Origin of the sequence: Actinomadura sp. HBU206391, from assembly GCF_014323665.1 — a bacterium.
In the GTDB taxonomy this organism is placed as follows: domain Bacteria; phylum Actinomycetota; class Actinomycetes; order Streptosporangiales; family Streptosporangiaceae; genus Actinomadura_C.
Genome location: NZ_JABVEB010000501.1, coordinates 1 through 1964, shown reverse-complemented (window position 1 = coordinate 1964; position 1964 = coordinate 1). Strand labels below are relative to the sequence as shown.

The following is a 1964-nucleotide window of genomic DNA, read 5'->3' as shown; positions in this document are numbered from 1 at the left end:
TGGCGTACATGGTCGTCGCAGAGAAAAGCTCGCGCGGGCGGTGCGCGACCCCCCGGGCGCACCGCCCGCGCGGCCGAACCGGACGAGGCGTTCGCCCAGTCTCGTCCGACCCGGCTCTGGCCGGCTCAGCTCGGCGCGGGGTGGCCGGCGTATCCCTGGTTCAGCGAGGTCCCGCCATGGCGCACGTGGTCATGATGGCGAGCGGCGCCGGCCAGGCGGCACGGGCCGCCGTCCTCGCCGACCTCCACGAACGTTTCCCGGGAGTCCCGTGCTGGTGGGGGGTTCACACCCGTCGATGGTGGGCGATGGTGGCCTGGGACGACCGGCCGCGGCTCGTGGAGGCCGGCAGTCCCGAGGAACTCATCCCGATCATCATCGCCGCGCGGCTGCGGCCGGGACAATGAGCCTGCCGCGCGGCCGTTTGCGGGTCGTGCTCGACTTGGAGCCGGTCGCAGACGTTCACTTCCCCTTTGATCACCGCCACCGGCTTGCCGGTTCCTCTGCATTCATGGGAGCCGCCGCCGACAGGTCGCGTGGTCCCTGGTGCGGGCCGATCGAATCATCTGGTGGTTGCCTTGCGGCGGGCGCGGTAGGCGGCGACGGTCGTTCGGCTGGCGCAGGTGTTGGAGCAGAACCGGCGGCTGCGGTTGCGGGAGTCGTCCACGTAGAAGCGGACGCAATCGCCTGCCTGGCACCGGCCCACGGTCACGTCCGGATCCCCGCAGATGACATGGGCCAGCGCGGCGGCGCAACTGCGGCCAAGCCAGGCGACGGGTTCCTCTCCGTCGCAAGCGAAGTGCAGGTGCTGCTGGCCCTCCCCGTCGTGCTCGCTCACGTACACCAACGGCGGGAAACGCTCCAGAAGCAGGTTGACGGGGGCGATCGGAGCTCCGTCCGCGACGGCCGCCACCGCCTCACGCAGGTACGGAAGCAGTCCTCCCAGTTCGTCGGCGTCCGGTTCGGCTACGTGGTGCTGGAGGAAGAACTCCCGCCGCAGTTCGCTGGGCTCCTCGCCATTGACCAGCTCGACGGCCATCCGGGTCAGATTACCGATGTAGGCAACGTAACGCATTTGACCACCTACCTCCTCGCCCTCAATAGTAAGCGGCATGAACATGAACACCACCTACATGATGAACCCTGTCGAGGATGCCGCGCGGTCCCTGAAGCGTGCCGGACTATGGGACCCCGCGCTCGACATCGCAGGAGCCGACTCAACCTCCCTCCGCGCGGAGATCCTGACCGACGGCTTCTGGTGGCGTCTGGAGCGATCGGACGAGGCCGAGGCCGCCGTCGCCGCACTGTTGGAGGAAGATTCCGTACTCGGCGGGTTCTACGACGCCCAGCTCGCCTACACCCGGGTGCTCTTCAGGGTCGGTCCCCGAGCCGACGACGGAGAGCGGACCCGCGCGGGCTTCTCCGCCGCGGCCGACGACGAACGACTCGCGCATTGGGCGACCTTCTGGCTGGGCGTCGTCGCCGAGCACGGGGACCACGCCCCGGAACAGGCCGTCGAGCACTACACCCAGGCCCTTGACGGAGCCCTCGAGGACGGGGATCTGATGCTGGAGTCCTATGCGACCAGGCATCTGGGCGGCCAGGCTCTGGAGAACGGCGACATGAGCGGACTCGACCTGTTGCGCAGGTCGTACCACCTGCGTGCCGCCCTTGGCGCCCGCCCTCACACCGCGGCGGCAGCGGCCACGCTCGCCGATTCACTCCCGCCAGGTTCCGAGGCCGAACAATTGAAGAGGACCGCAGCGAGAACAGCACGCGAGCTAAGACTGACCTGGCTCGCCGAGGCCCTATGAGACAGTCCGGTGGCCGCACAGGCCGTACTGAGGTTGCGCGCTCGAATATTGCTGTTGCGGCCGTCGGCATATCGATGAACGATCTCATTGTGAAAGAGGTCGTATGCGGTTGAGGTTGCGGGAGTTCCGGCCACGAATGGGCCGGGTCGAATA

General features: G+C 68.1%; 4 protein-coding genes. 3 read left to right on the top strand and 1 reads right to left on the bottom strand.

Annotated features, from left to right (window positions below; translation table 11 throughout):
• Both HKK72_RS40405 and HKK72_RS38825 read left to right on the top strand, forming a co-directional pair.
• The coding region (locus HKK72_RS40405; protein ID WP_222721683.1) for a hypothetical protein at positions 1-195 on the top strand (195 nt) is incomplete at its 5' end.
• Entirely contained in the window at positions 177-404 is a 228-nt protein-coding gene (locus HKK72_RS38825) for a hypothetical protein (RefSeq protein ID WP_187239366.1), read from the top strand. The genes HKK72_RS40405 and HKK72_RS38825, both read left to right, overlap by 19 nt.
• Positions 405-559: 155 nt before the next feature.
• On the opposite strand, the gene HKK72_RS38820 is transcribed toward HKK72_RS38825, so the two are convergent.
• Complete coding sequence (locus HKK72_RS38820) at positions 560-1072, bottom strand: CGNR zinc finger domain-containing protein (protein ID WP_187239365.1); 513 nt, start codon at positions 1070-1072, stop codon at positions 560-562.
• A gap of 37 nt (positions 1073-1109) precedes the next feature.
• On the opposite strand from HKK72_RS38820, the gene HKK72_RS38815 reads away from it, so the two are divergent.
• Positions 1110-1811: a hypothetical protein gene (locus tag HKK72_RS38815; RefSeq protein ID WP_187239364.1), complete on the top strand. Its 702-nt coding sequence runs from the start codon at positions 1110-1112 to the stop codon at positions 1809-1811.
• Positions 1812-1964 lie beyond the last annotated feature (153 nt).

Bases quoted from the DNA above. Each gene is read 5' to 3' on its own strand.
- HKK72_RS38825 (WP_187239366.1), top strand. From the start codon at position 177: ATGGCGCACGTGGTCATGATGGCGAGCGGCGCCGGCCAGGCGGCACGG.
- HKK72_RS38820 (WP_187239365.1), bottom strand. From the start codon at position 1,072: ATGCGTTACGTTGCCTACATCGGTAATCTGACCCGGATGGCCGTCGAG.
- HKK72_RS38815 (WP_187239364.1), top strand. From the start codon at position 1,110: ATGAACATGAACACCACCTACATGATGAACCCTGTCGAGGATGCCGCG.